Origin of the sequence: Xanthomonas citri pv. mangiferaeindicae (assembly GCA_002240395.1) — a bacterium.
GTDB lineage: Bacteria > Pseudomonadota > Gammaproteobacteria > Xanthomonadales > Xanthomonadaceae > Luteimonas > Luteimonas citri_A.
This window is the reverse complement of sequence record CP016836.1, coordinates 757,288-782,997: the sequence shown is the minus strand read 5'-3', so window position 1 is coordinate 782,997 and position 25,710 is coordinate 757,288. Positions and strand designations below refer to the sequence as shown.

Sequence of the window (25,710 nt, the reverse complement as noted above, 5' to 3'; positions counted from 1 at the left end):
AGCTCACATACTTGGCGTGATCTCCAAAATCGGCCCGGAAGTGACTCGCATCTATGTTGTGGACGACTGCTGTCCGGTTGGTAGTGGCGATTATGTCGAGTCTCGCTGCAGCGACCCAAGGGTCGTAGTTCTGCGTCACGAGCAGAACCAAGGCGTAGGTGGTGCTGTTATGACTGGCTACCGAGAAGCGATTTCGGACAATATGGAAGTTATCGTGAAAATTGATGGTGACGGGCAGATGGAACCAGCGCTGATACCTGGATTCGTGCAGCCCATATTGTCAGGGGAGGCGGATTATACGAAGGGTAACCGGTTCTTCGATTTGGAGCAGATCCATCAGATGCCGTTTCCACGCTTGTTTGGAAATGCAGGGCTATCTTTTCTGACTAAACTTTCATCCGGCTATTGGGATCTATTTGACCCTACAAATGGATTCACCGCGATCCATCGAGATGTGGCAAGAAATCTGCCTTTTAATAAGATCAGCCGTCGATATTTTTTCGAGACCGACGTTCTATTTCGGCTCGGTACCCTGCGCGCTGTGGTTGTGGATATTCCCATGCATGCACGCTACGCCGATGAGGTCAGTAATCTCAGCATCGGTAAGGTGATGGGTGAGTTCCTTTACAAGAATGTGCGAAATACCGTGAAGAGGGTTTTCTATAATTACTATCTTCGGGATCTATCGCTTGCGTCGTTTGAGCTTCCTGTGGGTGTTGTGCTTTTGCTCTTCGGGGGGGGTTTGGCTTGATAAAGTGGTATGAGGTTGCAGCCGCGGGTACAACTGCATCCAGCGGGACCGTGATGCTAGCCGCAATGCCAATACTCGTCGGAGTGCAACTCGTATTAGCATTCATAGGTCACGACGTGCGGGCGACACCCGTCAAAGCAATCCATCGCAGGTATGCGTTCACCAAAACAGCAGGGAACCTTCAATGAGTCGAGTAGGAGCTTCAATTGTTAGCTCGGCGCATTCAGGAAAGCCCCTGGTTTCCTACGCAGGGACGACTTGCTTCTTACTCCTCCTGATCGGAGTCATCTGGCAAGGTCTGACGCCTTCGTTTCAGGCGCCTGACGAATTCGATCACGTCAAGCGGGCTTACATGCTGGGCAACGGGCAGGTACTACTGGACTCCTCCGGCGGTAAGCCATCCGGAGGGCTGGTAGACACGGGGCTGGTCAAGTATATGGACCACTTTAGTGCGATGGCTGGAAAGGCTGACGTCAAGCTCGATGCTGATGATCTTGCTTCAGCGCGCACCGTTCAGTGGAGTGGTGAGAATCAACGTGTGACGCAGCCGGGCACGGCTTACTATTTTCCCGCGCTCTATATTCCACAAGCGATCGGTTTGTGGGTGGGTAAGGCGACCGGCATGACCGTCGACCGCTCTTATCGGTTGGCCCGCTTGTTGGCGTTGTTTGTCAGTGTTGGGGTTCTTTACTGGGCGTTTCGTCTCTTTCCACCTCCGGCGCTAGTGCTGGCACTGCTGCTGCTGCCGATGTCGACATTCCTCCTTTCCTTTGCCGTTCTGGATGGCATGTCGGCAAGCGCTGCTGTGCTCGCATTTTCTGCGTTTTGGCGCTATGTCTCTCTCGGTGACAGACGTCTGTCGATCATGATGATCATGCTGGCCGCGCTCGGGCTTCTCACGGCTTGTAGGGCAAATTCGCTGCCGTTCCTATTGATCCCATTCGTCGCCGCTTTTTATCAGCGCGACAAACGCCTCTTGATTAGTGCCGGCGTTCTGTCGGCGGCCGTGATAGCGTGGACCTTGGTCACGATCAAGACAACCGTTTATCCTGCGGGAGCGCGAGACATCGACCATATGGCTCGATTGACCGGGTATCTGCTTAATCCATTTGATTTTCTTGGTCTCATCCACGCGACCGTGATCAGTCCGGGTGTAGCGCAGTATTATGCCCAGTCGTTCCTCGGGGTGCTCGGCTGGCTGGACGCGCCGCTTGGATCGCTACATTACGCGGTGTTCGTAATTCTTCTGTTAGGAAGTCTTATCTGCTCAATCAGCTGGAATCATTTCACCGGTACCGGGCTGGCGCGCTGGTCGCTCGTTATCGCGCTCTTCAGCACAATTCTTCTGACATTTCTCGCAATGCTTGTTCAGTGGACTATCGGCGATTCGCCGATCATCCAAGGTGTGCAGGGGCGCTACTTCTTCATTCCGGCAATCGCATTTGCTTATGCGATAGGTGCAGACCCTCGGCAGCTTGCCTCTCCAATGGGTACGGGGGGTCAGATACTCGTCTTCTTAGTGGCTCTTGCAACGGCGTTTTCGGTCACACCGGTCCTTGTAGCCCGCTATTACCTGACGCCAGAAGTTGCGTCAGCGGCGTCGTTGAAGCTGACGCCCAGCCCTGTTCTAACGCAGGGACGTGCAGTGCCTCTGCGTTTTCCCAAAGAGCAATTAAGCCAGCCAAGAGCGCTGGCGGAGATCAGGCTCTTAGTGGGCACTTACATGAGGCAGAACGCTGGGCAAGCAGAGTTAAGGCTCTGGAGTCCGGATGGCGACATATTCAGTGCGATTTTCGAGCTCGATGAGCTGGTCGATAACGGCTACAAGTCGTTTTCGCTCGATGGCAAGGCATATACAAATGGAGAGATCCGCTCGAAATCGAAGGGCGAGGGAATCAGTATCTGGGAGGTCAGGCAAAGCGATGGAGACCTTGACGAGACATGCGTAGTACTCGTTCCAACTGCCGGCGAAGCTATTAGGCCCCTTGACGCGTGCCCACTTCCCTAAGCGCAGACACCGAGTTCATCAGTACATTATGGTAGAACGGGCAGAAAAAGGCCGACACATGCTTGAGCATTTGACCCATCTTAATCAAGGATTGGCGATGACTGTGCAGCCGAAATGGTGATGCACAGACGAGTGCGGAGGGTTTTAGGGCGCGGTAGCGCCCACTGTCGTCGCCGAGCCGCGCTGTCGCCGGCTGCGCGACACGAGCTCGGAGCTTGAACTTACTCAGGACAATTCTTGCCTTGGTCGATGCTGTCGGATGACTGTTTCGAGATACTGCAGCAACTCGTCGGCCTGATCATCGAAAACGCGAATCAGAGCCGCATGGGGATTGCGATATCCGTCCAATCGACTGGGCTCATCCAGAAGTCGTTTGATGGCCGCTTTAAATAGCGGTCCTCGATCAAGTAATGGCACAACATCTCCGTTCTCGCCGGGGACAATGTCTTCAACTGCACCTCCTGCATCGGTAGCGATCACCCATGTGTCGCGCAACATGGCCTCTCGCACCGTCAACCCGAAGCTCTCTTTGCACTGGGTTGGAAAAAGCAGTACATCGACACTCGCGAAGAATTCATCAATACTTGCTTGCGTGTAGGCCGGCACGATTTTCAACGTGCCGGGAATCTGCCAAGTTTCTTCGAAGATGTGACGTTGCCCAAGATTCAGAGCGGCGTCTACAACGTGCAGCTCATAGTTGGTATGCGGTAGCTCTCGCAACACCTGTTTGATGAGTTCGCTGCCCTTAGCCGGACCTTCGCCTCCGACAAATCCGAAACGCAGCTTGCGCCCACTCGGCGCGCTGCGTTGGATCGGTGTTGTCGGGGGCACCACGCCATTCTTGTTCACCAAGATGCGCGACGTGTCGAAGCCGTTATCGGCGTACACGCCGCGAAAGAAAGCACTGGGAGCAAGCATTAGTGCAGCTCCAGCAAGAATTTCGTGGAGTCGGTGCTGCCGGTAGGGATTAAGAGCGGGATTGCTGACGCAACGGGAGCAGATCTTGAGATCGACCTTGCTTTGATGGCAGTAATTCCCCTCGGATGTGATCATGAACTGTCTTGCACAGATCCACCATGCATCGTGCATCGTTACTACGTAGGGAATTCCGGCCTCTTGGCAGGCTTCAGCGAGTTGGACACCGAATCCCTGGATCGAGTGCAGATGAACGACATCCGGTCGCCAAGAACGTAGAATTTCCCTGAACGCGATAGGTGAAAAAGGATTGTCGAAGTCGAAGGCAGGATCCGCTTCGAACGGGAGCCCCATCGCGAACACTTCAGCCGCCGAGGACCGATAACGCGTTACCTTGTAAGGAGGGACGTCTGTGCAGGGAAGCGAGGTGAGCATTGCATAATGAGCTTTACCGCTCGCATTGATGCGGCGGGCAACTTCTTCGGCGACGATTGTCGCACCACCAAAGCTGCGTGGTTCGAAGAATATATTTACCCCAAGAATACGCGGACGATCCCGCTTGAACTGATCAAGCGGTGCTAGAATTGGCATCACCTGCTCGCGCGCGATTACGTTGGGCGTGTAATGAAGTAGCACATGTTCGTAAGCCCTCTTGGCGATGCGGGCGCGGAGTGAAGCGTTCTCAATCAGCGCAGTGAGGCAGTCCTTCCATTCGGCGCTACTCTTCGCCAAAAGCCCCGTCTCGCCGTGGATAACAGTATTGCGGAACTCGGCTGTCGGCGAGCAGATCGAGGGCACCTTGACGATAGCTGCCTCTAAATACTTGATGTTGGACTTCGCGTCGTTGAAGACGCTATTTTCAAGAGGCGCAATGTTGATGTCGCATTTGGCCAGGCGCGTCAGGTAAGTCGCGTAGTCAGACGGTGGGAGGCGCTCGACCTGACTTTCAACCATCTTGAAGGTGGCTGGTAGATTGAGTGTCCCTACAATGGTAAGCCGCGCATGATAGTTTTCCTTCAACACCTGAAGGAGCGCGTCTGCGCACTCTTTGAAATCTGAGTCGTGCGAAGCGGATCCAGATCCATACACGATTCTGATCAACCCGTCATGGCGCCTGCGTCGGGTATTGATCTCTTCGGCAATGAACAGGGTTTGGTCGTCCAGCGCATTGTTGATGACGTGGACGCTGGAGACGCCGCATGCGCGCATCGCATCGGCAAGCGCCTGCGTCGAAGCGATGCAGTAGTCGCAGGCGAGCATAGCAGCGCGATAGAGAGGAACGCCGTTGAGGATCGACGTCCGGACACGATGATCCAGATCCCGGAGATTGCTATTGGTCTCGTAGAGCTCTGCGTCAAAGATGAGGTCGTCCACTTCCCAGATGGTGCGCATCCCAAGCGCCTTGGCGCGTGCGATAGATTCAAGCTGAACTTCAAAGCCCGGCACACGATAGAAGATGGCGACGGTGTGCGTGTTGAGTAGATCTCGAGCGCTGTCGAGGTCTTCCCAACGTACGATGTTGCAGTCCAGTCCCAGGTCCTGGATCATCTGTTGCTTCTGAAGGACGCGATACTTCGTGCACTGCGCCAGATTCATATCAGCGATGATCAGGACGCGCAAAGTCAGCTCTGTGAGGGCCGAGCTTGCTCTCGGTAGAACGTACTGGGGCAGATGGAGCGATGCCGACTCATGGCGGAGCAGTCGCAACAGGCGCCGAGGATTGCTTGCGACCTTGAGAATCTCCCGGAGCAGCCCGGGGATTCCTCGGTCAGCTAGTATGCGTTTCGCGGTTCCAGCGTGTCTACGTACCCTGGAAAGCAAATTCTTACCGCGACGCGCGAGAACACTGATGGCGCGCAAAGGCTCGGTAAGGCGCCAGGACCTGGATCTGAGCAACTCTTCGATACGTGCATTGGCGTGGTGCAGTGCGCCAACCGAAGACTGGGCCGTCAGGCTGGCATTGTTGAGCGAGCGGGTCAGGATGTCCTGCCGTTGCAGCAGTTGTTCGCATTCTTGCTCACTAACAGCAGCTCGCAAGCGCGTGATCATGAGCTCGTGCCAAAGAGCCCGACTGATCTGAGCGTCTGCGGTCGATGTAGGGGTGGCCTTCTGCAGCATCACGGTGAGATCAGATGGCAGATCAAGTTCGTTTGCTTCGAAGCGGGCGAGGCACTCTTCCAGGCCGATAGCCATCTCGACCGTATGGCTGCTCCTTAGTCGGAAGGTCGGCATAACCTCGCGCCACAATGGTCTTTTGATCAGATGATCGCCAGGCAGAGATTGGGGCAGAAGGATGACAAATCCCGTTAGGGGGTGTGATTCGAGGTGTCCGATGATCTCCTGCGCGGCCTGTTTGTGACTACCCTGCTGCACATGTACAAGAATCTCGCTCCGTTCCGAATCAAGCGCCTTGAGCTGCATCGTGCTGGATAGCGTGACGTCATCCTTGAAGCTGGGGTATGCAACGTGAGTCGACGCGAGCTCATGAGCGATGCGCGCAAACGCTTGTCCGTCCACGCCCTGCAGATACACGGTGCCGGGCAAAGCATCCCCCCCGCTACGAGTACAGATTCTAGAATCTCTTGCTCGATAATCTCCATGTCGGCTACGAGTGAGTCCGTCGGACGCTTTGAACCCCGATCATCCGGATACGCTCGCTTCATAGGCGCTCACCACTTCCTCGGTCGATCCAAACATCTTCACTCGCCCGTTATCCATCCAAAGAGTCTTATTGCAGACCCGGCGGATCTCCGCGTTTGAGTGCATCGCAAGTACCACAATCTCCGAGCGGCTATGAAGCTCCTGAAGGCGTCTCTGAGCCTTGTGCATGAAAGAAGCGTCGCCCACGCCCATGACTTCGTCGAGCAGCAAAATCTCAGCTTCGACAGCTGTCGAGACGGCAAAAGCTAGGCGGACACGCATTCCGCTGGAGTAAGTGCGGATCGGCAAATCGAGATAGTCACCCAGCTCGCAGAACTCGGAGATCTCAGCAGTCTTTCTGCTGATCTCTGCATCGTCCATGCCGAGCAGAAGTCCCCGTAACCGGATATTCTGCATGCCGGTCGAGTTGTCATCCATACCGAGGCTGATGTCTAGCAGGGGCACTACCCGGCCCTCATGTGAGATTGTTCCCTGGGTCGGTGCATAGATCCCGGCTAACGTGCGAAGTAGCGTCGACTTGCCAGCTCCGTTGTGACCGATCAAACCGATACGATCTCCACTGTCGAAGCGCAAGCTTACGTCGTCCAACGCCCGTACGATGATAACGCCGTCGTTGTCCTCAGCAATAGCGTTCTTGCGTCCGAGCCGCATTACCTGGCGCTTGAGTGAGCGTCCGTGGACTTCGAAGATGGGCAAGTCCAAGAAGACGTTGTCGAGTTGGATAAAAGCCATGATATCTGATTCAGATCCAGTAGGGGATACGCTTGCTGTAGCGGCCTGTCAACCAGAGCGCGAACGTCCAGCCCGCCAATGCAAGGATGATGGTGACGACGTACGTGCGCGTTGACGGTACCTGGCCGAGCAGTGGCATGCGGGCCACGTCGAGCAGATAAAGCATTGGATTGTAAGTTGTAATGAATGAGTACTTGGTCAGCAACTCGGCCTTGTACATGATCGGCGTCAGGTAGAAGGCCATTTGCACGATTGAAGCAACGATTTGGGGAAAGTCACGGAATCGTGCAGAAACAAGCGCTGTCACTATGCCGACCCACGTTGCATTCACCACAAGCAGCAGGAGGCCCGGTAGAAAGAGCGGCAGCGTATCCCAGCGCTGAACACCAAAAATTGCGAGCAACAAAACGATGATGGCGGCGTTATGGGTGAAGATCACGACGTTGCGCCAAGTGACTTGCAGAATATAGATCAACCGCGATGTCGCCACTTGCCGGATGTAAGCACTGTTCGAGATGTAAGCAGTGCTGCCTTCCGTAACGATCCCCGAAAACAGCCCCCACAGAACCAGACTTGCCGCGAGATACGGGAGGTAGTCGCTCATCGTCTGTCCAAACAGCGTTCCGTACACGATACCGATCGTGCCGATAATGACGCTCATGCTGATGGTCAACCAGAAAGGTCCCACCCGAGACCGCGCATAGCGCTGGCGGATCTCCAGCCAGCCAAGAAGGGTCCAAAGTCGCCAGGATACTAGGCTTCGCCGCAGGTCGGATAATGCTTCAAGCATTGAAGGTTCTCGTTTGAATCAGTGAGTTTCGATATCGATGGTAGCGGCTATATGCTGTTTTGAAAGGCATGCTGGCATGTTAAAATCACGTCCTTCCTAGAGCGAAATCCAGCTCATCTCTCAGGTCGGAGACATCTTCAATACCTACCGAAAGTCGGACCAAGTTATCCGTGATGCCAAGTTGCTTGCGCTGCTCAAGGGGGATCGACGCATGTGTCATCACGGATGGCAACTCGATCAGACTCTCAACTCCACCCAGTGACTCGGCGAGCGCGAACAGGCGGCATTTTTCGAGCATACGCCGCGCCTTGAGCTTGCCTCCCTTCACGCGCACAGAAATGATGCCGCCGAAACCGTCCATCTGGCGCTTTGCCAATGCGTGCTGGGGATGACTTTTGAGGCCAGGATAAATCACGCTCTCGATACGGCTGTCGCGTTCAAGCCACGTCGCTAGCTCCAATGCGCTTTCGCAGTGGGTCCGCATGCGCAAGTGAAGGGTTTTCAGGCCACGTAATGCGAGGAAAGAGTCGAAGGGCCCGGCGACAGCGCCGACCGAGTTTTGCAGGAAACCCATGCGTTCTGCCATTGCTTCGTCGCCTGCGACGACAATTCCGCCCACAATATCGGAGTGTCCGTTTAGATATTTGGTTGCAGAATGCAGAACAAGATGCGCTCCGGTTTCCAGGGGGCGCTGCACTATTGGCGAGCAGAACGTGTTGTCCACAACGAGCATGACGCCGAGCTTGCGAGCGAACGCACCAATCTTCTCGAGGTTTACCACTTGGAGCATCGGATTAGTGGGTGTTTCCGCCCAGATCATCTTAGTGTTCGGCCTAACGGCAGCACGCAATGCCGCAGTGTCATTCAGATCGACATAGCTGAAATCAAGGCCGGCTGAGCGTCGCCTAACCTGTTCGAACAGGCGATAAGTGCCGCCATACAGGTCGTTCATCGCGATGACATGGTCGCCGTGGTCGAGTACATCCAACACAGTGGAAGCTGCGGCGAGCCCGGAGGCGAAGGCGAATCCCGCCTTCCCGCCTTCTAGGTCTGCAATGCATGCTTCGTACGCATTACGAGTTGGATTTTGTGTGCGGGAGTACTCGTATCCCTTATGCTTCCCTGGGCTTTCCTGCACATATGTAGAGGTCGCGTAGATGGGCGTCATGATGGCGCCGGTGCTGGGATCCGGCTCTTGTCCGGCATGAATCGCGCGTGTACCGAGGCCACGCGCATGCGATTTCTTGGTCATTCTGGTTCGCCTGGAAATTGAGGATGACGAGAGTGGCGAGATTTCTTACTGGGGTGCTCTTAGCAGTCTCGGACTGCAGCACTCTTTGCGGGCCTCACCCCTCCATTTCGGGGCGGAACACCAGCTTCGAGAAGATCAGGTAGTTCCACGCTGCGATCATTGCCATTACAACGAATTTGGCTATCAGAGGTAGCATGCCCGCGGGCCCTACCAGCGCGCTGATTGCGACGATGCCGATCATCAGGTTCAGCACGGCCAGCACACCGTAGCGCAATAGCTCGACTCCCCAGATCCCGCTGCTGCGAAATACCCAGTGACGATTCAGCAGGAAACTCAAGATGAAGCCGCATGCAAAGCTGACGGACTGGCTGAGCAGCAACCACTCGCGACCCAGAAACAGATGCGATGCGAAGAACACCGAGTACTCGACTGCTGCGGCAGAGCCGCCGGATATCAAGAAACGCAGCAGACGACTGGTCATGTTCTGATGGGGGCGGCGTCAGAGTGATCGTTCGAGTTCGGGAAGAACTTTGAACAGATCCCCGACCAGGCCGATGTCCGCAATCTCGAAGATCGGCGAGTCGGCATCCTTGTTGATCGCGACAATGGTGCCCGCGTCCTTGATGCCGGTCAGGTGCTGGATCGCGCCGCTGATGCCGATCGCGACGTAGAGCTCGGGCGCGATGATCTTGCCGGTCTGGCCGACCTGCAGCTCGTTGGGGACGTAGCCGGCATCGACAGCCGCACGCGAAGCGCCGACGGCCGCGCCGAGCTTGTCGGCGAAGTCGAAGATGACCTTGAAGTTCTCCTCCGAGCCGACCCCGCGCCCTCCGGACACGACGCGCTTGGCGCTCTGCAGGTCGGGACGATCGGTACTGCCTGCCGCCAGGGCCACAAAACGCGTGTGGGTGGGCAGGTCGGCATCGACGGTGGTCGGCTCGATCGCCGCGCTCCCGCCGCGTGCGGCTTCCTGCCACGACGCGGTGCGCACAGTGGCGACCACCGGCTGGCCCGCAGGCGCCTCGACGGTAACGATGGCGTTGCCCGCGTAGATCGGGCGCTTGAAGGTGTGGCTGCCTTCGACCGTCATCAGATCGGAGATCTGGTTGACGCCGAGCAGGGCGGCGACCACCGGCATCAGGTCCTTGCCGAACGTCGTCGACGGTGCGAAGACATGGCTGTAGCCGACGGCGAGTTTGGCGATCTGCGGGCCGAGCACCTGGGCCAGCGGCTGCGCATTGGCCGGATTGGCGACCGTGCGCACCTTGGCGACTCCCGCGATGGTCGCCGCCTCGGCTGCGGCGCTGGCAGGGTCGGCGGCGAGCACGACGATATCGATGGTGACCGGCGACAGGGCCTGCGCCGCGGCGACGGTCTTGGCGGTCGCGCTGGCGTTGAGCTTGCCGTCGATGTGTTCGGCGATGACGAGGACGTTGGACATGGAAGTTCTCCTGGGAATCGTCGCGTCCGTGCGGGCTCGCGTCGATGCACTCCGGCTTCGGCCGGCAGTCACTGGGCTCCCGCCGTGCGGGAGCGACGGTTCAGAGCAGGCCCTTGGCCTTCAGCGCGGCAACGAGCTCGGCCGCGTCCTTGACCATGACGCCCTTGCTGCGCTTGGCCGGCGCCTCGTAGCGCGAGGTCGTGAGGGTGTCGGCGGTCTCGACGCCCAGATCGGCGAGCGGGATCGACTCGAGCGGCTTGGCCTTGGCCTTCATGATGTCCGGCAGTTTGATGAAGCGCGGCTCGTTCAGCCGCAGGTCGGTCGTCACCACCGCAGGCAGGTCCACTTCGAGGGTTTCCAGGCCGGCGTCGACCTCGCGGGTCACCGTGGCCTTGCCGTCGGCGATATCGAGCTTGCTGGCAAAGGTCGCCTGCGGGCGGCCCCACAGCGTGGCCAGCATCTGGCCGGTCTGGTTGGCGTCGTCGTCGATCGCCTGCTTGCCGAGGATGACGAGGTCGGGCTGTTCCTTCTCGACCAGCTTGAGCAGCGTACGGGCCGCAGTCAGCGGCTGGATCGGCTGGTCGCAGACCACGTGCAGCGCCCGGTTGGCGCCCATCGCCAGGCCGTTGCGCAGGTGCGCCTGGGCGTCGGCCGGCGCGATCGTGGCGACCACGACCTCGGTCGCGATGCCCTTGTCGCGCAGTCGCAGGGCCTCTTCGAGCGCGATCTCGTCGAAGGGGTTGGCCGACAGCTTGACGCCATCGGTGACGACGCCGGAGCCGTCGGGCTTGACCTGGATGCGGACGTTGTAGTCCACCACGCGCTTGTAGGCGACGAGGATCTTCATCGGGCGGGTATTCCTTACTGTCTGCGGGTCACCCGGCCGCGGCGGCAGGCACGGGACGAATCGTCCGATTCTAGCGGGCCGAGGGTTGGGCCGCGAGCCCACAGCGGCGGCCGGGGCGCATTTCCACCAAAAACGCCCGGCCGAGTCGGTATCCTGTCGTCTCCGCCATCGCAGGGCGGTCCAGCGTATTCACACAGGAGCGTGTTTCCGTGCCCACATGGCTCGTCACCGGCGGTGCCGGTTTCATCGGCGGTAACTTCGTGCTCGAGGCGGTCCGCCTGGGCGTGCGCGTGGTCAACCTTGATGCGTTGACCTACGCGGGCAACCTGCAGACCCTGGCCTCGCTGGAAGGCAACCCCGACCACGTCTTCGTGCGTGGCGACATTGGCGATCGGGCCCTGGTCTCCCGGCTGTTGGCCGAGCACCGGCCCGATGCGGTGCTCAACTTCGCGGCCGAGAGCCACGTCGACCGCTCGATCGACGGCCCGGCCGCGTTCATCGACACCAATGTCGTCGGGACCCTGGGGCTGCTCGAGGCCGTGCGCGATTACTGGAAAGGTCTCGACGGCGACGCCAAGGCAGCCTTCCGTTTCCTGCATGTGTCGACCGACGAGGTCTACGGCACACTCGGCGAGACCGGCAAGTTCACCGAGACCACGCCGTATGCGCCGAACTCGCCGTACTCGGCCTCCAAGGCGGCGTCCGACCATCTGGTGCGCGCGTTTCACCACACCTACGGCCTGCCGACGCTGACCACCAACTGCTCCAACAACTACGGGCCCTACCATTTCCCCGAGAAGCTCATCCCGCTGGTGATCGCCAAGGCACTGGCCGGCGAGCCGCTGCCGGTCTACGGCGACGGCCAGCAGGTGCGCGACTGGCTGTTTGTGACCGATCACTGCGAGGCGATCCGCACGGTGCTCGAGAAGGGCCGGGTTGGCGAGACCTACAACGTCGGTGGCGACTCGGAGCGCCGGAATCTCGAGGTCGTCGAGACCATCTGCCGACTGCTCGACGCGCGCCGTCCCCGCGAGGATGGCCAGCCGCGCAGCAGCCAGATCACGTTCGTCGCCGACCGGCCGGGCCATGACCGGCGCTACGCGATCGATGCCTCCAAATTGCAGAACGAGCTGGGCTGGACGCCGCGCCACACCTTCGAGACCGGTATCGCCGAGACCGTCGACTGGTACCTGGACAACCAGGACTGGGTGCGCGGCATCCTCGATGGCAGCTACCGGTTGGAGCGGATGGGAGCAGGGGCATGACCCAGCGCAAGGGCATCATCCTGGCCGGCGGATCGGGCACCCGCCTCTATCCGATCACCAAGGGCGTCAGCAAGCAGCTGCTGCCGGTCTACGACAAGCCGATGATCTACTACCCGCTCAGCGTGCTGATGCTGACGGGCATCCGCGAGGTGCTGATCATCAACACCCCGCACGAGCAGGCGCTGTTCCAGGCGCTGCTCGGCGACGGGTCGCAGTGGGGCATGGACATCCAGTATGCGGTGCAGCCGAGCCCCGATGGTCTGGCGCAGGCGTACCTGATCGGGCGCGAGTTCGTCGGTGGCAAGCCGAGCTGCCTGGTGCTGGGCGACAACATCTTCCATGGCCATGGCCTGACTGACACACTTCGGCGGGCGGACGCGCGCGGCGACGGCGCCACGGTCTTCGGCTACTGGGTCAACGATCCCGAGCGCTACGGCGTGGCCGCGTTCGATGCCGAGGGCAAGGTCGTCGACATCGCCGAGAAACCCGAGCAGCCGCGTTCCAACTACGCCGTGACCGGCCTGTACTTCTACGACGGCCGGGCCAGCGACTATGCCGCCGAGCTCGAGCCTTCGCCGCGCGGCGAACTGGAGATCACCGACCTCAACCGTCGCTATCTCGACGACGGCGCGCTGTATCTCGAACAGCTCGGCCGTGGATACGCCTGGCTCGACACCGGCACGCACCAGTCGCTGCACGAGGCCTCGAACTTCATCCAGACCATTCAGGACCGGCAGGGCCTGCAGGTGTGCTGTCCGGAGGAGATCGCCTTCGGCCAGGGTTGGATCGACGCCGAACAACTGCTGGCGCTGGCCAAGCCGCTGTCGAAGAACGGGTATGGCCAGTACCTGCAGACGCTGGTGACCCGAGGAGTGGTGCGTTGAAGATCATCGAAACCAAGTTGCCCGGTGCCGTCGTGCTCGAGCCTGCCGTGTTCGGCGATGCCCGTGGTTTCTTCTTCGAGGCCTGGAACGCGGCGCGCTTCGGCCAGCATGGCCTGCCGACGAGCTTCGTGCAGAGCAACGTGTCCTCGTCCGCGAAAGGCGTGCTGCGCGGCCTGCATTACCAGTGGCCGCGGCCGCAGGGCAAGCTGGTCAGCGTGCTCCAAGGCGAAGTCTTCGACGTGGCGGTCGACATTCGGCGTGGGTCGCCGACCTTCGGACAATGGGAAGGGGTGCTGCTGAGCGCGGAGAACAAGCGTCAGTTCTGGATCCCAGAAGGCTTCGCACATGGCTTCGCGGTGCTGTCGGAGACGGCGTTGTTCAGCTACCTGTGCACTGACGTCTACGTCAAGGAAGCCGACGCCGGCGTGCGCTGGGACGATCCGCAGATCGGCGTCGAATGGCCGATCGACGCACCACTGCTGTCGGACAAGGATGCGCAGGCGCCCCTGTTGGCCGACATTGCCGAGGATCGGCTGCCGGACCTGCGCGCATGACCACGCTGGTCTTCGGCGCCAACGGCCAGGTCGGCCGCGAGCTGCTGCGCTCACTCGTACCGCTTGGTGCAGTCCAGGCCACGACGCGCAGCGGCACGCTCGCCGACGGCGCGCCGTGCCTGCAGGCGGACTTTGCCGACGCGGAAGCCGTCGTAGCGCTGCTCGATATTGTCAGGCCGGATCGGGTCATTAATGCCGCGGCGTACACCGCCGTCGACAAGGCCGAAAGCGAGCAGGAGGTCGCATTCGCCGCCAACGCGAAGACGCCGGGTGCGATCGCCCGCTGGTGCGCGACACACGACGTGCCACTGGTGCACTACTCGACCGACTACGTATTCGATGGCCAAGGCACGCGCCCGTACCGGCCGGACGACACCACCGCACCGCTGGGCGTCTACGGGGCCAGTAAGTTGGCCGGCGAGGACGCAATCCGAGCAGCCGGCGGGCAGCACCTGATCCTGCGCACGGCCTGGGTCTATGCAGCGCACGGCCACAACTTCCTGCGCACGATGCTGCGCGTGGGCGCCGAGCGCGACGTGCTGCGTGTGGTCGCCGACCAGATCGGCACGCCGACGCCGGCGGCGCTGATCGCCGACGTCACCGCGCAGTTGCTGCAGGACGGCGGCAGGCGGCGCGGTACTTGGCATCTGACCGCGAACGGCGAGACGAGCTGGCATGGGTTTGCCGAGGCGATTTTCGAAGGCGCGCTCGAACGTGGCCTGATCGCACGCGCGCCGAAGGTCGAGCCGATCGCGACCGCCGACTATCCGACTCCCGCCAAGCGCCCGGCCTACTCGCGCCTGGATACCGGCACGCTGGAGCGCGACTTCGGTGTCCTGCTGCCCGAGTGGAAGCATGCGCTGGGCGGCGTCCTCGATACGCTCGCCGCGGATCGCTGACAGGGCTTCGAATACAGGACGGCGCCCGAAGGCGCCGTCCTCGAAGTTGAGCGATCAGGTGCCGACTCAAGCGCGGCCGTAGGTGTCCTCGAAGCGCACGATGTCGTCCTCGCCCAGATAGCTGCCCGACTGCACCTCGATCAGCTCCAGTGGCAGCTTGCCCGGGTTGCGCAGGCGATGGGTCACGCCGAGCGGGATGTAGGTGCTCTGGTTTTCGCTCAACAGCAGCACGTCGCCGCCGCGTGTGACCTCGGCAGTGCCGCTGACGACGATCCAGTGCTCGGCGCGGTGGTGGTGCATCTGCAGGCTCAGTGTCGCGCCGGGCTTGACGGTGATGCGCTTGACCTGGAAGCGCGCGCCGTTGTCGATCGAGTCGTAGGCGCCCCAGGGCCGGTAGACCTTGCGATGCCAGCTGGCCTGCGGCAGTTGGCGCGCCTTGAGCTCGGCGACGACGTCCTTGACCTGTTGGATCCGGTCGCTGCGCCCGACGAGGATCGCGTCGTCGGTCTCGACGACGATCGTGTCCTCCAGGCCGATCATCGCGATCAGGCGGTTGCCGTGCGCATAGGTATTGCGACAATCGATCGCGACGACATCGCCGTGGTGCGCATTGCCGTCCGCGTCCTGGGGGCTGACCTCGCGCAGGGATGCCCATGAGCCGACATCGCTCCATCCGGCGTCGAGCGGCATGACCACTGCGGCATCGGTTTTTTCCATGACCGCGTAATCGATCGAATCGGATGGGCTGGCGGCGAACGCATCGGGATCGAGCCGGGTGAAGTCCGCGTCCTTGCGTGCGCCTTCCCATGCAGCGCGTACCGCCGACAGGATGGCCGGCGCGTGTCGTCCGAGTTCTTCCAGATAGCGGTCCGCTCGGAACAGAAACATACCGCTGTTCCAGTAGTACTGGCCCGAGGCCACGTACTGCTGGGCCGTTGCCAGGTCCGGCTTTTCGACGAAGCGCTCGACCGGAAGGACTGCACCGCCGTCCGTTCCGGACTTGATGTAACCGTAGCCGGTCTCGGGGCTATGGGGCACCACGCCGAAGGTGACGAGCTTGCCGTCCGCTGCAGTCGGCAGCGCGGTGCGGACCGCCGCGAGGAATGCGTCCGGACGTTGGACCACGTGATCCGATGGCAGCACCAGCAACACAGCGTCAGGCGTGGAGTGCGCCGCCTCGAGCGCCGCTGCTGCGATGGCGGGCGCCGTATTACGGCCCGCAGGTTCGAGCAGAATCGTCTCCGGGCGGGCTCCGACCTGCTGGAGCTGTTCGGCCACGATGAAACGGTGCTCTTCGTTGGCGACGATCAGCGGCCCCTGTTCTCCCACGAGCGGGGCGACCCGTTGCCATGTCGCCTGCAGCATCGTGTGCTCGCCCACCAGCGGCAGGAACTGCTTGGGATACATCTCGCGCGACAGCGGCCACAGTCGTGTGCCGGCTCCGCCGGATAGGAGTACCGGAATGATCGCGGTCATCGTGCGTCTCAGGCTTCGGGTGCTAGCAGTTGCGAGAGTTCCCGCGTCCGCGCCTCGAGCAGCGCGCGATCGCCGCGGGTCTCGACGTTGAGCCGCAGCAGGGGTTCGGTATTGGAGCTACGCAGGTTGAAGCGCCAGTCGCCGAAGTCGGCACTGATGCCGTCGGTGTGGTCGAGCGTGGGCGATTGCGCGGCGTAGTGCGCCATCACGCGCTCGACGGCGACCTTGGCATCGGCGACGCGGAAGTTGATCTCGCCGCTGCAGGGGAACTTCGCCACGCGCGCGGCGACGAGATCGCCGAGCGTGCGCCCGCTCTTGGAGACCAGTTCGGCGATCAGCAGCCATGGGATCATGCCCGAGTCGGCATAGGCGAACTCGCGGAAGTAATGGTGAGCACTCATCTCGCCACCGTAGACCGCATCCTCGGCGCGCATCTTTTCCTTGATGAAGGCGTGCCCGCTCTTGCACAGCACCGGGACGCCGCCGGCGGCCTCGACCTGTTCGACGGTGTTCCAGACCAGGCGCGGGTCGTGCACGACCTTGCCGCCCGGCTGCTTGGCCAGGATCGCCTGCGCCAGCAATCCGACCAGGTAGTAGCCCTCGATGAACGTGCCGCTCTCGTCGAAGAAGAAGCAGCGGTCGAAGTCACCGTCCCAGGCGATGCCGAAGTCCGCGCCGTGCGCGCGCACGGCATCGGCGGTCGCCTGGCGGTTCTCGGGCAGCAGCGGATTGGGAATGCCATTGGGAAAGCGGCCGTCGGCGTCGTGGAAGACGCGTACGAACTCGAACGGCAGGTGCGGGGCGAGCAGGTCCACGATCGCGCCGGCGCCGCCATTGCCCGCATTGACCACGAGCTTGAGCGGCCGCAGCACGGCCGCATCGACGTAGCCGAGCAGATGCGCGATGTATTCGGATTTGTCCGCGTGACTCCGTTCGCTGCCCGGCTTGGTCACCGGCGGCGGCAGGTTGCCGGCCTCGACCGCGTCACTGATCGCGAACAAGCCGGTATCGGAACTGATCGGCCGCGCCTGCTGCCGGACCAATTTCATACCGTTGTAGTCCATTGGGTTATGGCTGGCGGTCACCATGACGCCACCGGCCGCGCCCAATCGATCGACCTGGAAGTAGACCTCTTCGGTCCCGCCCACGCCGATATCCACGACTTCGCGGCCCTGACTGCGCAGCCCTTCCGACAGCGCGGTCTGTAGCTCTGGGCTGGTCAGGCGCACGTCGCGGCCCAGTACCACTGCCCCCGGCTCGAGTTGGGCGGCCAGCGCAACGCCGATGTCGCGGGCCAGCGCCGGGTTGAGTTCGTCGGGCACGCGACCGCGCAGGTCGTAGGCCTTGAAGGCGGGCAGGGGCATGGCGCATCCATGTGAGAAGGGGAGCGCCGATTCTATCCCGCGCGCCGACCTGCCGGCGGCAAGGCGCGCTGCCGGCTAGAATGCGTCGAGTTGCGCCACGAGGATCGAGATGAGCGAGCAGAGTTCCGCCGCGGCCCGCCGCGGCAAGCTGTACCCCGATGCGGCGTCGGCGCTGGCCGGTGTCGTTGCTGATGGCCAGACCCTCGCGGTCGGCGGCTTCGGCCTGTGCGGCATTCCCGAGGCGCTGATCGCCGCGCTGCGTGACTCGGGCGTGACCGGGCTGACGGCGATTTCCAACAACGCCGGCGTCGATGGCTTTGGCTTGGGGCAACTGTTGGAAACCCGGCAGATCCGCAAGATGATTTCCTCCTACGTCGGCGAGAACAAGGAGTTCGAGCGCCAGTACCTGGGCGGCGAACTGGAGCTGGAGTTCAACCCACAGGGCACATTGGCCGAGCGCCTGCGTGCCGGCGGCGCCGGTATTCCGGCGTTCTTCACCGCCACCGGTTACGGCACGGTCGTTGCCGAGGGCAAGGAAACGCGCGAGTTCGAAGGCCGCCATTACGTGCTCGAGACCGCATTGGTCGCCGACGTGGCGCTGGTCAAGGCGTGGAAGGCCGACAAGGCCGGCAACCTCGTGTTCCGCAAGACCGCGCGCAACTTCAATCCGGCCTGTGCGATGGCCGGCAAGGTTTGCGTGGCCGAGGTCGAGGAGCTGGTCGAGATCGGCGACATCGATCCCGACCAGGTGCATCTGCCGGGGATCTACGTCGACCGCATCGTCGTCAACGCGACCCCGGAAAAGCGCATCGAGCAACGCACCGTACGGCAGGAGGGGAACTGAGATGGCCTGGACCCGTGACCAGATGGCGGCGCGCGCCGCCCGTGAACTCACCGACGGCGCCTACGTCAATCTCGGTATCGGCCTGCCGACGCTGGTGGCCAACCACATTCCAGACGGCGTCGATGTCTGGCTGCAGTCCGAGAACGGGCTGCTGGGCATCGGCCCGTTCCCGACCGAGGATGAGTTAGACGCCGACCTGATCAACGCCGGCAAGCAGACCGTGACCGCGCGGCCGGGTGCCAGCTACTTCGGCAGTCACGACTCGTTCGCGATGATCCGTGGCGGTCATATCGACCTGGCGATCCTCGGCGCGATGCAGGTCACCGATCGCGGCGACCTCGCCAACTGGATGGTGCCCGGCAAGATGGTCAAGGGCATGGGCGGGGCGATGGACCTTGTCGCCGGCGTCAAGCGCGTGGTCGTGCTGATGGAGCACGTCGCCAAGGACGGTGGCCACAAGATCCTGCCCGAATGCACGCTCCCGCTGACCGGTGTCGGCGTGGTCGATCGCATCATCACCGACTTGGCGGTGTTCGACGTTACGCCCGATGGCTTGGTGCTGGTCGAGATGGCCGACGGCGTGGACGCGCAGTCGCTCGAGGACAAGACCGGTGTCGCGTTCCGCGTTAACGCAGAGTAGTCCAACTCGCTGCTAGGTGGATTGATAAGGCAGCGTAATCGAGTTGGCTGGCGCCAGGCCAGCCAACTCTGAGCGCTCCATGACCTGGTATCCGGAATCGAGAACTACGTGGGCAAAAACCCGCTCGACGGCATGGGCAAGGGTGCCATCGATCTGACTGGCCTCGGTTTCAAAATCTTCGATTGCCAAGCCGGCATCTAGCAGCGGACGAAGTGCGGGCAAGCGGAGCCAGAACATGCTTCCGGCGACAAACAACATGCTTTCTGGATCGAGTCGGCTGGCCAACGACCGTCCTAAGTAGCGCAGCCCATCTGCATTGCCGCCTAGATGATCTTGAACCCGACACAGATGGCCATCAGGTGCTACGAGTCCTAGACGGGCGTCTTCACGAAATCGGCGCGCGATCTCCGGCGCAGCGTTTAGGAGGTTGGCGACGAGATCGCGGCCCCAGTCTTGGCCGCTTGGGAGGTGTGTGGATTGCTTTGTGTGGAGTTTCAGTACGGCGTCCACGCCGTCGTCGAGCAGACGATCAGCGACCTGAAGGAAAGGCAGAATGTCCCGTCCTCTGTTTTCGAGTACGTGTATATCAGCATCGAATGGGGCTGATCTGAGTCGTGTGCGTACCTGTGATTCAAGCTGGGGCGATGTGGTGACGATCAGCTTCCAGTCAACGCCACTGGCGTGAAGTGAGGCGAGGATCTCGTCGAAGGTATCCAGGTGCCATGCATGTACGATGGCATGGAAGCGTGACGATCTGCTTACGGGGGGGCGAAGTGCCCGTCTTGTGGCGTCGAGCCAGGCATGGCCCAAACGCTGATCAGGCTCAAGTACTGCGCCTTCAGCCCATTCGTTCCACGCGTTGATAAAGACCAGGTGCTGATCCGGTGCGATGTTGGATGAACGTCCTTCTATGATCGCGCGTAGCCAATCGCGATAGCCGCGCGGCGATGCATGCGTATAAACGCGACCGCGGCCTGGCCGTCGCGGCTCATTGTCCCAGCCGGGGTTGACACATCGATAGAGTGGATAGCTGGGCAATGGGCGCGAGGCCATGCTTTTTGCCATCTCCCGCCAATCAAGCACGTCGCCCGCATAATTGGGGTTGATCAGCATCTGCTGCTGGGCAATCGATGGCGGCGCGCTCATGTTCGGCGGGAATTCCACCGCGACATCGAAGCCGATGTCTTGCGGTATGGGCCGCTCGAATCCTTGAACGTAGCCGAGCCGAATTTCGCCGATGCCATGATCGAGACACCAGGCCCGCCAGCGCCGCGCAGTTTCTCGTGCATCTGGAAGCAAGCTCGGCCGATACACCAAAAGCAGTGGTCGGCCGGAAACGCGGAGATAGCGCGGATCGCGAAGATACTTCGCGACATAAGCGATGAAGGCTAGGTCGTCTTCCGGGCCGTGCTTCTGCTCGATCAAGACATCCTGATCTCGCCCATCCCAGCGGCGCGACCAGGTCTCATTCGCCCAGCACAAGCACAGCGGCATGTCGATCGAAGGGTCTTCCAGCCAATTGTGGAGAGGGGCCTCGAGCAAGGTCTTGCCGCCGAACCAATAGAAGTAGCTACAGAACGCACCAATTCCATATTGTCGCGCCAGAGCGGCCTGCGCGCGCATCACATCTGGGTTGCGTAGATCGTAGAACCCCAGGTCGGCCGGTAGGCGCGGCTGCGCATGCCCTTCGAACTGCGGCAGTGCACGTGTCACGTTTCGCCATTCGGTGAAGCCAGGGCCCCACCATCGATCGTTCTCAGGGATGGGGTGGAATTGGGGAAGGTAAAAGGCGACCAAAGTCGCTGGCATTGGCGAGGGGAGCGTGGCCGATGCGAACTCCCGAAAGCCGATCGCCCGTCCGTCAGCACGGATGCGTGGGCGACGCTCGCTTCCGAAGGCGGTTTGGCGGCCGCGCGGTGGCAACGGCACCAAATCTGCATGCCGCGCCATGAATCGTGCGCGGAGTCGGTCACGTGCCGCCTGGGTCATCGGAACAGCGCGAAACCCGAATCGTAGACAGCGGAAGACAAGCATTTGGAAGTAGGACGGCATAGCAACATGATCCCAGATTCAACGGGAGGCGGTAGCAGACGTGTTAGCGTGGCGCATGTCGATCTCGTCACCCGTGCCATTGCTCCCCGGCGCCGACCTCGCTTTCGACCCAGGCTGGCTGCCTGCCGCCGAGGCCGATGCGCTGTTCGCGGCGCTGCAGGCCGGACTGTCGTGGACGACGCATCGCCTGCGGATCTTCGGACGCCAGGTCGATGCGCCGCGGCTGAGCTGCTGGATCGGCGATCCCGGCGCGAGCTACCGCTACTCCGGAGTGCGGTTCGAGCCGTTGCCTTGGCCGGCCGCGCTTGGCGCGGTGCGCGAGCGCGTGGCGAAGGCCGCCGGGGTGCCGTTCGACAGCGTGCTGGCCAATCTCTATCGCAACGGCCGCGATGCGATGGGTTGGCACAGCGACGACGAGCCCGAACTCGGGCCACAGCCGGTGATTGCGTCGCTGAGTCTGGGGGCGACCCGGCGCTTCGTGCTCAAGGGGCGCGATGTGCCGCCCGGGCAACAACCGGCGCGACTTGCGCTGGATCTGGCACACGGCAGTCTGCTGGTAATGCGGGGCGAGACGCAGGCCCACTATCGGCATGCGTTGCCCAGAACCGCGCGGCCGGTCGGGCCACGCATCAACCTCACGTTCCGGCGGGTGCTGCGCTGATCGACCGTCGTCGGCCCGGGCGGTCGGCGACGATCAACGCGGTGGGGTGACAGTGCCGTGGTGGTGGCTGGTCTCGTGGGCATTGCCCGAGGTCAGGATCCAGCCGACCATCTCGCCGCCGATGCTCTGCAACGCGGTGCCGAATGCGTCGACGACCTGTGCGACCTCGGTGCCGCTGGCGGGGATCGCGGCCAGGAACGTGCGCGAGCCGACCACGGTCTGGTCGATGTTGTGGATCAATTTGGCGTTGGCTTCGATCGTCGCCGACGGCATCACGTTGCCCGCGTAGTCGGCCTCGAAGCGCCGCAGGTCGATGACCAGTTTGTAGTCGGCGGTGATCCCTGCGCCCTGGCGTGCGACCGCGGGAATCCGGCCCGAGTCCTCGAGCGTGCGCAGCACCACGTCCTGCAGCATGTCGGTCGGGGTCTTGGCCCAGCTCGCGCTGCGGTAGACCTGCAGTTCGCTGGGCGTCGGCCGGACCGCGATGCGGAAGCTGTCGATCATGCGTGCGGCCGTCGGCGGGCTCAGGGTCAGCTGCCAGTCGGCATGCGGCCACTGCGCCGCGGTCTGCACGCGCGGGTCCGGGGCGTAGATCGTCGAGCGCTCGCGGTCGCCGGCCCCGCCGCCGAGCAGTGACGAACAGGCGCCGAGCAGGGCGACCAGCACCAGGCCGGCCGATGCGCGTGCGACATCCCGGGTCGCGATGGAGGAGAGGTTCATTCCGGGTCGAACTCCTTCGGGGCGTCGCGGCCGAGCAGGTAGCGCGCGGGGTTGGCGTCGAGACGGTCGCTGATGCGGCGCAGGTCGCGGACCAGCGAGCGCAGTTCGCCCAGCGTCGGCCCCAGCTGGGACAGGCCGTCGTTGGCGAAGCTGCTGATCGCGGCGCGATTCTCGTTGAGGATCGTGTCGGCGCCGCCGGCCGCAGAGTCGAGCCGGGTCAGGGTGCTGTCGAGGCGGGCGACGAGGTCGGGCAGCTTCTGTACCAGTTCTCGGTCGAAGCTGGTCATCGCGCGGTTGGTCGTGGTCAGGGTCTGCTCGAGCTGCTCGCTGGCACGGCGGGCGTTGACGATCATCGCGCCCAGGTCCTCGCGCTGGCCGGCGACGGCGCCGGTCATGCCTTCGATGTTCGCCAGCGTCTGCGAGATGCGTGCGACGTTCTCTTCGCTGAGCACCTGGTCGAGCCGTTCGACCAACCGGTTGGCGGTGTCGGAAATGTTCTGCAGCGCCGAGGCCTCGGTCTGGATCACCGGTACGTCGTCGCCCTCGGACACCGTGAGCAGCGCCGCCTCGGGCGAGCCGCCGGTGAGCTGGATGATCGGCGAGCCGGTCAGGCTGGTCATCGACATCCGGGCGCGGGTGTCGGTCTTGACCGGGGCGTTGGCCTGGATCCGCAGGCGCGCGATGACCTGCCTCGGGTCCTCCGGCGCCAGCTGCAGGTTGTCGACCGTGCCCACCGCGATGCCGTTGTACTGCACGCTGCTGCCTTCGGTCAGGCCGGTCACCGGCTCGCGGAAGACGACGTCGAATTCGTTCCAGCTGCGGTCGGACGAGTACTTGGCGGCCCACAGCGCGAAGCCGAGCAAGGCGATCGTCGCCACGAGCGTGAACGCACCGATCAGGACGTAGTTGGCTCTGGTTTCCATGGTCGTCTACTGGGCTCCCGGCCCGTTGGCCCTGGCATCGCGTGCGGCGCGGCCGCGGGGGCCGTGGAAGTAATCCTGAATCCACGGGTGGTCGACCCGTTCGATCTCCTCGACCGGCGCGACCGCGATGACCCGCTTGTCTGCCAGGACGGCGATCCGGTCACAGATAGCGTAGAGGGTGTCGAGGTCGTGTGTGATGAGAAAGACGGTCAGCCCGAGGGCTTCTTGCAGCGTGCGGATCAGGCGGTCGAATGCGGCCGCGCCGATCGGGTCCAGGCCCGCGGTGGGTTCATCGAGGAACAGCAGCGGTGGGTCGAGTGCCAGTGCGCGCGCCAGACCGGCCCGCTTGCGCATGCCGCCGGAGAGCTGCGAGGGCAGCTTGCCGACGGCGTCTGCCGGCAGGCCGGCGAGCTTGACCTTCAGCAGCGCCAGCTCATAACGCAGCTTGTCGGGCAGGCTGCCGTGGTGCTCCTTCAGCGGCACCTCCACGTTCTCGCCGACGGTCAACGACGAGAACAGGGCGCCGTCCTGGAACAGCACGCCGGTATGGCGCTCGATATGGCTGCGGCTATCGGGGTCGCGCGACAGCGCGTCGGCGCCCAGGACCTCGATGCTGCCCGCCTGCGGCGCGCGCAGGCCCAGGATCGCGCGCATCAGCACCGACTTGCCGGTGCCCGAACCGCCGACCACGCCGAGGATCTCGCCGCGACGCACATCCAGGTCCAGGTTCTCGTGCACGACCTGCTCGCCGAAGCGGTTGACCAGCCCGCGTACGCGGATCGCAATGTCACCATCGTCGTTGCCGTGATCGGCGGCCTGCGCCGGGCGATCGGGCGCGACGCCGTCGTTCCGCGCGTCGGGCGGGCTCGTTTGCGCCTGCTCTGGCGAATCACCGATCACGTCGTCACCACCCCATGTGCATGAACCAGATCGCGGCGAATGCATCGAGCACGATGACCAGCGAAATGGACTGGACGACGCTGGAGGTCGTGCGCTCGCCCACCGACTGGGCGGTCCCTTCGACCTGCAGCCCTTCCAGGCAGCCGATCAGGCCGATGACGATGGCAAACAGCGGGGCCTTGGACATGCCGACCAGGAAATGCCGCAGTTCCATCTGTTCGTGCATGCGCGACAGGTAGGCCTGCGGCGGAATGTCGAGACTGAAGGCGCCGACCGACAGGCCGCCGATCAGGCCCGCGACCATCGCAATGAAAGTCAGCAGCGGCAGCATCGCCATCAACGCGAGCACCCGCGGAATGACCAGCAGGTCGACCGGGTCCAGCCCCAGGGTCCGGATCGCATCGACCTCCTCACGGCCGACCATCGCACCGATCTGCGCGGTGAACGCGCTCGCAGTCCGGCCGGCGAGCAGGATCGCGGTCAACAGCACGCCGAACTCGCGCAAGAAGGCGATCGACACCAGCTCGACGACGAAGATCGTCATGCCGAAATCGGCCAGCACCGATGCGCCCAGGAACGCGATCACCGCGCCGACCATGAACGACAGCAAGGCCACCAGCGGGACCGCATCCAGCCCGACCTGCTCCATGTGGTGGACGGTGGAGGTGATCCGCAGCCTGCGCGGCGAGGCGACCAGACGGACGAGCTTGACCAGCAGCTCGCCCAGGAAGCTCACCAGCGACACGATCCCGCGCCAGTTGCCGTGCATCGTGTAACCGAGCCGGCCGAGCGCTGCGGCAAAGCCGTACTCGCGCTTGCGCGGCGGGCGATCGTCGGCGACTTCGTCGATCGCCTCGACCAACGCGCGATGATCCTGGCGAAAGTCGAATGCAGCAAAATCGAGCTGTCGTTTGTTGGCGTAATGCCGCAGTTGCAGCACCCCGACCGAGTCGAGTCGGTCCACGCCGGTTGCATCGATGTCCGCGGCGTCCTTGGCCTCTCGCAGCACCCGCTCGATCGCGCCCGCATGGTCGAGCGTCCAATCGCCGCGCAGCCGCAGCCGACCGGCATCGTCGGCGTCTGCGCTGGGCGTGGCGTGTCGGGAAGCGGTCATTTGGAGCGTGCGGCCGG

21 protein-coding genes are annotated in these 25,710 nt (G+C 62.4%); 9 read left to right on the top strand and 12 right to left on the bottom strand.

Features of this window, described 5'->3' with window-relative positions:
* Positions 1 to 1,103: 1,103 nt before the first annotated feature.
* Both BEN78_03345 and BEN78_03340 read left to right on the top strand, forming a co-directional pair.
* Positions 1,104 to 2,759, top strand: coding sequence for a hypothetical protein (locus BEN78_03345; GenBank protein ASR42567.1), 1,656 nt, complete (start codon positions 1,104 to 1,106; stop codon positions 2,757 to 2,759).
* A gap of 1,573 nt (positions 2,760 to 4,332) precedes the next feature.
* A complete protein-coding gene (locus tag BEN78_03340) occupies positions 4,333 to 4,581 on the top strand; it encodes a hypothetical protein (GenBank protein ASR42566.1) in 249 nt (82 codons plus the stop codon).
* A gap of 1,733 nt (positions 4,582 to 6,314) precedes the next feature.
* Here BEN78_03340 and BEN78_03335 read toward each other — a convergent pair.
* The 6 genes from BEN78_03335 to BEN78_03310 all read right to left on the bottom strand — a co-directional run bounded on the left by BEN78_03335 (position 6,315) and on the right by BEN78_03310 (position 11,397).
* On the bottom strand, positions 6,315 to 7,067 hold the full coding sequence (locus tag BEN78_03335) for an ABC transporter ATP-binding protein (GenBank protein ID ASR42565.1): 753 nt from the start codon (positions 7,065 to 7,067) through the stop codon (positions 6,315 to 6,317).
* A gap of 10 nt (positions 7,068 to 7,077) precedes the next feature.
* Complete coding sequence (locus BEN78_03330) at positions 7,078 to 7,857, bottom strand: ABC transporter permease (GenBank protein ASR42564.1); 780 nt, start codon at positions 7,855 to 7,857, stop codon at positions 7,078 to 7,080.
* Between the two features lie 85 nt (positions 7,858 to 7,942).
* On the bottom strand, positions 7,943 to 9,109 hold the full coding sequence (locus tag BEN78_03325) for a cystathionine beta-lyase (GenBank protein ASR42563.1): 1,167 nt from the start codon (positions 9,107 to 9,109) through the stop codon (positions 7,943 to 7,945).
* A 94-nt stretch (positions 9,110 to 9,203) separates the two neighbouring features.
* Positions 9,204 to 9,590, bottom strand: a complete 387-nt coding sequence (locus tag BEN78_03320) for a hypothetical protein (protein ID ASR42562.1) — start codon at positions 9,588 to 9,590, stop codon at positions 9,204 to 9,206.
* 18 nt (positions 9,591 to 9,608) lie between these two features.
* A complete protein-coding gene (locus tag BEN78_03315; protein ID ASR42561.1) occupies positions 9,609 to 10,550 on the bottom strand; it encodes an electron transfer flavoprotein subunit beta in 942 nt (313 codons plus the stop codon).
* 100 nt (positions 10,551 to 10,650) lie between these two features.
* The gene (locus BEN78_03310) at positions 10,651 to 11,397 is read right to left on the bottom strand and encodes an EtfB protein (protein ID ASR42560.1); all 747 of its coding nucleotides are present in this window, start codon (positions 11,395 to 11,397) and stop codon (positions 10,651 to 10,653) included.
* Positions 11,398 to 11,606: 209 nt separating this feature from the next.
* Between BEN78_03310 and BEN78_03305 the strand changes: the two genes are divergently transcribed.
* From BEN78_03305 to BEN78_03290, 4 genes are read left to right on the top strand one after another with little or no spacing between them, the layout of a single operon-like run.
* Positions 11,607 to 12,662 carry a dTDP-glucose 4,6-dehydratase gene (locus BEN78_03305; GenBank protein ID ASR42559.1) on the top strand — a complete coding sequence of 352 codons (1,056 nt, stop codon included), beginning with the start codon at positions 11,607 to 11,609 and terminating at the stop codon, positions 12,660 to 12,662.
* Positions 12,659 to 13,546, top strand: coding sequence for a glucose-1-phosphate thymidylyltransferase (locus BEN78_03300; protein ASR42558.1), 888 nt, complete (start codon positions 12,659 to 12,661; stop codon positions 13,544 to 13,546). Before BEN78_03305 ends, BEN78_03300 begins: the two co-directional genes overlap by 4 nt.
* The gene (locus BEN78_03295) at positions 13,543 to 14,100 is read left to right on the top strand and encodes a dTDP-4-dehydrorhamnose 3,5-epimerase (protein ASR42557.1); all 558 of its coding nucleotides are present in this window, start codon (positions 13,543 to 13,545) and stop codon (positions 14,098 to 14,100) included. Before BEN78_03300 ends, BEN78_03295 begins: the two co-directional genes overlap by 4 nt.
* Entirely contained in the window at positions 14,097 to 14,999 is a 903-nt protein-coding gene (locus BEN78_03290) for a dTDP-4-dehydrorhamnose reductase (protein ASR42556.1), read from the top strand. The genes BEN78_03295 and BEN78_03290 overlap by 4 nt, the downstream gene beginning before the upstream one ends.
* Positions 15,000 to 15,065: 66 nt before the next feature.
* On the opposite strand, the gene BEN78_03285 is transcribed toward BEN78_03290, so the two are convergent.
* On the bottom strand, positions 15,066 to 16,475 hold the full coding sequence (locus tag BEN78_03285) for a mannose-1-phosphate guanylyltransferase/mannose-6-phosphate isomerase (GenBank protein ID ASR42555.1): 1,410 nt from the start codon (positions 16,473 to 16,475) through the stop codon (positions 15,066 to 15,068).
* Between the two features lie 8 nt (positions 16,476 to 16,483).
* Positions 16,484 to 17,839 (bottom strand): phosphomannomutase, encoded by a 1,356-nt coding sequence (locus BEN78_03280; protein ASR42554.1) that lies wholly within the window; start codon positions 17,837 to 17,839, stop codon positions 16,484 to 16,486.
* A 109-nt stretch (positions 17,840 to 17,948) separates the two neighbouring features.
* On the opposite strand from BEN78_03280, the gene BEN78_03275 reads away from it, so the two are divergent.
* The 3 genes from BEN78_03275 (at position 17,949) to BEN78_03265 (ending at position 22,036) form a co-directional block, all read left to right on the top strand.
* Positions 17,949 to 18,683 (top strand): succinyl-CoA--3-ketoacid-CoA transferase, encoded by a 735-nt coding sequence (locus BEN78_03275; protein ID ASR42553.1) that lies wholly within the window; start codon positions 17,949 to 17,951, stop codon positions 18,681 to 18,683.
* Between the two features lies 1 nt (position 18,684).
* Positions 18,685 to 19,323 carry a succinyl-CoA--3-ketoacid-CoA transferase gene (locus BEN78_03270; protein ASR42552.1) on the top strand — a complete coding sequence of 213 codons (639 nt, stop codon included), beginning with the start codon at positions 18,685 to 18,687 and terminating at the stop codon, positions 19,321 to 19,323.
* Between the two features lie 2,125 nt (positions 19,324 to 21,448).
* Positions 21,449 to 22,036, top strand: coding sequence for a DNA methylase (locus tag BEN78_03265; protein ASR44884.1), 588 nt, complete (start codon positions 21,449 to 21,451; stop codon positions 22,034 to 22,036).
* Between the two features lie 33 nt (positions 22,037 to 22,069).
* Here BEN78_03265 and BEN78_03260 read toward each other — a convergent pair whose 3' ends face one another.
* The 4 genes from BEN78_03260 to BEN78_03245 all read right to left on the bottom strand — a co-directional run bounded on the left by BEN78_03260 (position 22,070) and on the right by BEN78_03245 (position 25,693).
* Positions 22,070 to 22,756 carry an ABC transporter gene (locus BEN78_03260; GenBank protein ID ASR42551.1) on the bottom strand — a complete coding sequence of 229 codons (687 nt, stop codon included), beginning with the start codon at positions 22,754 to 22,756 and terminating at the stop codon, positions 22,070 to 22,072.
* On the bottom strand, positions 22,753 to 23,679 hold the full coding sequence (locus tag BEN78_03255; GenBank protein ASR42550.1) for an ABC transporter substrate-binding protein: 927 nt from the start codon (positions 23,677 to 23,679) through the stop codon (positions 22,753 to 22,755). Before BEN78_03255 ends, BEN78_03260 begins: the two co-directional genes overlap by 4 nt.
* A gap of 6 nt (positions 23,680 to 23,685) precedes the next feature.
* Positions 23,686 to 24,465 carry an ABC transporter ATP-binding protein gene (locus BEN78_03250; protein ID ASR44883.1) on the bottom strand — a complete coding sequence of 260 codons (780 nt, stop codon included), beginning with the start codon at positions 24,463 to 24,465 and terminating at the stop codon, positions 23,686 to 23,688.
* A gap of 118 nt (positions 24,466 to 24,583) precedes the next feature.
* The gene (locus BEN78_03245; GenBank protein ASR42549.1) at positions 24,584 to 25,693 is read right to left on the bottom strand and encodes an ABC transporter permease; all 1,110 of its coding nucleotides are present in this window, start codon (positions 25,691 to 25,693) and stop codon (positions 24,584 to 24,586) included.
* Positions 25,694 to 25,710 lie beyond the last annotated feature (17 nt).

What these genes read in the sequence shown, in the direction of transcription:
- BEN78_03325 (ASR42563.1), bottom strand. Translation starts at nt 9,109, where the DNA reads ATGACCAAGAAATCGCATGCGCGTGGCCTCGGTACACGCGCGATTCAT.
- BEN78_03290 (ASR42556.1), top strand. Translation starts at nt 14,097, where the DNA reads ATGACCACGCTGGTCTTCGGCGCCAACGGCCAGGTCGGCCGCGAGCTG.
- BEN78_03280 (ASR42554.1), bottom strand. Translation starts at nt 17,839, where the DNA reads ATGCCCCTGCCCGCCTTCAAGGCCTACGACCTGCGCGGTCGCGTGCCC.
- BEN78_03310 (ASR42560.1), bottom strand. Translation starts at nt 11,397, where the DNA reads ATGAAGATCCTCGTCGCCTACAAGCGCGTGGTGGACTACAACGTCCGC.
- BEN78_03320 (ASR42562.1), bottom strand. Translation starts at nt 9,590, where the DNA reads ATGACCAGTCGTCTGCTGCGTTTCTTGATATCCGGCGGCTCTGCCGCA.
- BEN78_03330 (ASR42564.1), bottom strand. Translation starts at nt 7,857, where the DNA reads ATGCTTGAAGCATTATCCGACCTGCGGCGAAGCCTAGTATCCTGGCGA.
- BEN78_03245 (ASR42549.1), bottom strand. Translation starts at nt 25,693, where the DNA reads ATGACCGCTTCCCGACACGCCACGCCCAGCGCAGACGCCGACGATGCC.
- BEN78_03315 (ASR42561.1), bottom strand. Translation starts at nt 10,550, where the DNA reads ATGTCCAACGTCCTCGTCATCGCCGAACACATCGACGGCAAGCTCAAC.
- BEN78_03275 (ASR42553.1), top strand. Translation starts at nt 17,949, where the DNA reads ATGAGCGAGCAGAGTTCCGCCGCGGCCCGCCGCGGCAAGCTGTACCCC.
- BEN78_03270 (ASR42552.1), top strand. Translation starts at nt 18,685, where the DNA reads ATGGCCTGGACCCGTGACCAGATGGCGGCGCGCGCCGCCCGTGAACTC.
- BEN78_03260 (ASR42551.1), bottom strand. Translation starts at nt 22,756, where the DNA reads ATGAACCTCTCCTCCATCGCGACCCGGGATGTCGCACGCGCATCGGCC.
- BEN78_03340 (ASR42566.1), top strand. Translation starts at nt 4,333, where the DNA reads ATGCGGGCGCGGAGTGAAGCGTTCTCAATCAGCGCAGTGAGGCAGTCC.
- BEN78_03255 (ASR42550.1), bottom strand. Translation starts at nt 23,679, where the DNA reads ATGGAAACCAGAGCCAACTACGTCCTGATCGGTGCGTTCACGCTCGTG.
- BEN78_03345 (ASR42567.1), top strand. Translation starts at nt 1,104, where the DNA reads ATGCTGGGCAACGGGCAGGTACTACTGGACTCCTCCGGCGGTAAGCCA.
- BEN78_03285 (ASR42555.1), bottom strand. Translation starts at nt 16,475, where the DNA reads ATGACCGCGATCATTCCGGTACTCCTATCCGGCGGAGCCGGCACACGA.
- BEN78_03300 (ASR42558.1), top strand. Translation starts at nt 12,659, where the DNA reads ATGACCCAGCGCAAGGGCATCATCCTGGCCGGCGGATCGGGCACCCGC.
- BEN78_03335 (ASR42565.1), bottom strand. Translation starts at nt 7,067, where the DNA reads ATGGCTTTTATCCAACTCGACAACGTCTTCTTGGACTTGCCCATCTTC.